This is a genomic window from Pseudomonadota bacterium (genome assembly GCA_010028905.1).
Classification (GTDB): Bacteria; Vulcanimicrobiota; Xenobia; order RGZZ01; family RGZZ01; genus RGZZ01.
In genome coordinates this window covers 1-3,121 of sequence record RGZZ01000537.1, presented here as the reverse complement: position 1 = coordinate 3,121, position 3,121 = coordinate 1, and the positions used below count along the sequence as shown (strand labels likewise).

Here is a 3,121-nt window from a genome sequence, read left to right as displayed (position 1 = left end):
GGTCGCCCCTCCGCCAGCGGCACAGGGCTGGCAGGCCCCGCCTCCGGTCGCCCCTCCGCCAGCGGCACAGGGCTGGCAGGCCCCGCCTCCGGTCCCGCCGCCGTCATCGCAGGCCTGGTCTCAAGCCTCGCACGCCTGGAGCGACGGCGCGGGAATGCTCTCGCGCACCATCTCCGACATCCGCGGCTTCAGCTTTCGCTGGGTGGTTCCCATCGACACCGCGCTGAGCCCAGCGCTGCTTCGCAACCCCACCGTGTGGGTCATGCTGCTCTTCGGGTTCTATCCGCTTCTCGCCATGCCCCTCAAGCTCATCACGAGCGTGGAGGACCTTGCCCGCACCCTGGTCATCTACTGTGCCCTGGCCTGGGCGGGCTACTTCTACTACTTCGTCTGCAAGCGATCGGTCGACTATCTGTGGGGGGGTGCCGTGATGCTCTTCACGGCCTTCGTCGGCATCCGCCTCGTGTACGTTCTGTGGGGCATCCCTCCGTTCACCTTCCTGCGCCCGATGACCGATGAAGGGCACGATCTCGTCTCCCATCTTGTGGGCTACACCTTTGGCGTCGGGGTCATCGAGGAGCTCACCAAGGCGGTTCCCGTGCTCGTTCTGGCCTATGCCATGGCGCGTGTCGAGAAGCCGCTCGACGGTCTTTTCTTCGGCGCCATGTCAGGTCTCGGCTTTGGCATCGCCGAGGGCACCCAATACATCCTCGCGCCAGGCGCGAACGTCGTCTCCGTCTTGTTGCGCCTCACCACCCTGCCCTTCGCACATGCGCTGTGGGCGGGCATTGTGGGGTACTTCGTGGGTCTGGCCCAGATCAACAAGAAGAGGGGCATCGCCCTCATCGTCATCGGGTACGCGGTCTCGGTGGTGTGCCACGGCGCCTATGATGCCCTCGGGGGCATTCTGTCGCTCTGCGTGGCGGCCTTCACCTACCTTCTCTTCTCGGCATATCTCGAGCGCTCGCAGCAGATGGTGACCGAGCTTGCGCAGGCCGAGCAGCAGGCGGCCCGCGAGACGACGCTCGAGCAGATGTTCCGGGACACCTACATCCCCGCAGTCCACGTGTCTTCCCCCACGGGGTCGGGGCAGTAGAGGGGGGAGAAGCGCAGTGGCATTCTGTACGCAGTGTGGTGCTTCCATCGAAACTGCCGCGGCGGTCTGTGCGCGTTGCGGCGCTCCGCACGCCGCTTCCGGCGTGCCCTCGGCCCCGCCTCCGCCTCCCGCACAGGGCTGGGCGCCTCCTCCGCAGGGCTGGGCGCCTCCGGCGTCGGGTTCACCTCCGCCTCCCGCGCAGGGCTGGGCGCCTCCTCCGCAGGGCTGGGGACAACCTGCAGGCTGGCAGAGCCCGAGCGGCGCCTACTCTCTGGGCACGAACGCCCAGCCAGGGGTTCAGGAGAAGGTCTCGCAGGCATTCGATCAGATCGTGCGAGACATCCGTAGCTTCGACTTCAAGTGGGTGGTGCCCGTCGATACCGCGCTGAGCCCGGACTTCATCCGCAACCGCTCGGTCTGGGGAATGCTGGTGTTCGGCTTCCTTCCGCTCGCCGCGCTCATCTTGCAGGTGGTGACCACGGCCATGGGCTTCCTGCACCTGCTCGAGATCTATTTCGGGCTGGCGTGGGCCTGTTACTACTACTATTTCGTGGCGCGGCGCTCGGTCGATCTCAAGATCGGTCTTGGCGTCATGGCCTTCACGGCGCTCATCGGGGTGAACCTCGTTCTGATGGTGCAGACGCTCCCCGTTCTGAGCTGGCTGTATCAGGGGCTTGGCGAAGGCGGAGACGCGATGCGCAGCCTGCTCGGCTTCGTGCTCGGCGTGGGGCCCAATGAGGAGCTCTTCAAGGCATTGCCCGTCATTCTCGTGGCTTTCTCGATGCGCCGGGTCGAGAAGCCCATCGACGGCATCTTCTACGGGGCGATGTCAGGGCTGGGGTTTGCCATCTCTGAAGGCGTGGGCTACGTGGCGAAGGCAGACCTGCCGCTCTGGCAGATGCTGGTTCGCGGCACCTCGCTGCCCTTTCTGCACTCCCTGTGGAGCGCCATTGCGGGCTATTTCATCGCCCTGGCCGTCATCAATCGGTCGAGAGCACCCGCGCTCGTGGTCACGGGACTCATGGTCTCGGCGGTTCTGCACGGGGTCTACGACTGGACGTCTGGTGGTCTGTTGGGCCTGCTCATGTGCGCGTTCACATACCTGCTCTTCGTCTCGTACATGGAACGCTCCCAGGCGATGGTGGCAGAGATGCAGCTGGCGGAGCAGCACGCCGTGGAGCAATCTCGCCTGCAGATGATGTGGCAGCAGCAGTACGGAGGCTACGCCATGCCGTCATATCTCGCTTCGCCCGCTGCTCCCACCGGACAAGGAGCGCCTCCCGTTCCGGGACAGGGCGCCTGACACTCGGTTCCACGTGGGCCTCCGGGGCCGCCGTGCAGCGCTGCGGCGTTCGGCTCAGCCCAGCTCGGCGCGATACATCTGCGCGAATCGCTCGTCGCCCGCCTGTTCGGCGACCTTCGATCCGATGGTGAAGAACTGCTGCGAGAGGAACTTGTCTCCCAGCAACCGCAGCGTGTACGCCAGGAAGAACATGGCGCGATAGTCGCTGTCGTCAACGCTCAGCTGACGTTGGAGCACATCTCGTGCGGCGTCTGCGTTTCCCTGCCCGAGCTCGAGGAGAGCCTGCTGAAGCAGGCTCAGCGGGCCGTCTATCACAGCAGGCGCCGGCTCCGGCGCGACCTCAAAGCTCAGCGGGACGGGCGCAGCAGTGGGTGGGGGGGCGAACGGCAGATCTCCGACAGTCGATGGCTCCGGCGCCAGGGCGCTCTCAGCCTCTGGCACAGGTGCCTCGAACAGCGAGCCTTGAGGCAAGCCGAGGGGCGCCGGTCTTGCGCCGGTCGGCGGTCCGCCGAATCCCTTGCGAGCAGGTGCTTTCTTTGCCGCGAAGCTCGAGGTGGCCCGACTCATCATCGCACTCACATCGACCGCGGAGGGGGCAGATTGCGTCGGTCGCTCGAAGGACGCCTGGGGCGGGCTCGGAACTGGTTCTGCCGCGCTGGTCGCATCGAGCTCAATGAACAGGTCTGCGGATGGAGGCGGCGTCATGGGGGGGGGTGCAGCAG

General features: G+C 66.0%; 3 protein-coding genes. 2 read left to right on the top strand and 1 reads right to left on the bottom strand.

The window, feature by feature from the left end; genetic code table 11:
- Positions 1-154: 154 nt before the first annotated feature.
- Together EB084_22480 and EB084_22475 are read left to right on the top strand one after the other, a co-directional pair.
- On the top strand, positions 155-1,096 hold the full coding sequence (locus tag EB084_22480) for a PrsW family intramembrane metalloprotease (protein NDD31031.1): 942 nt from the start codon (positions 155-157) through the stop codon (positions 1,094-1,096).
- Between the two features lie 331 nt (positions 1,097-1,427).
- On the top strand, positions 1,428-2,399 hold the full coding sequence (locus EB084_22475) for a PrsW family intramembrane metalloprotease (GenBank protein ID NDD31030.1): 972 nt from the start codon (positions 1,428-1,430) through the stop codon (positions 2,397-2,399).
- A 54-nt stretch (positions 2,400-2,453) separates the two neighbouring features.
- On the opposite strand, the gene EB084_22470 is transcribed toward EB084_22475, so the two are convergent.
- The gene (locus EB084_22470) at positions 2,454-3,104 is read right to left on the bottom strand and encodes a hypothetical protein (protein NDD31029.1); all 651 of its coding nucleotides are present in this window, start codon (positions 3,102-3,104) and stop codon (positions 2,454-2,456) included.
- Between the last annotated feature and the right edge of the window lie 17 nt (positions 3,105-3,121).

Coding starts and splice junctions, on each gene's coding strand:
- EB084_22480 (NDD31031.1), top strand. CDS start 155: ATGCTCTCGCGCACCATCTCCGACATCCGCGGCTTCAGCTTTCGCTGG.
- EB084_22470 (NDD31029.1), bottom strand. CDS start 3,104: ATGACGCCGCCTCCATCCGCAGACCTGTTCATTGAGCTCGATGCGACC.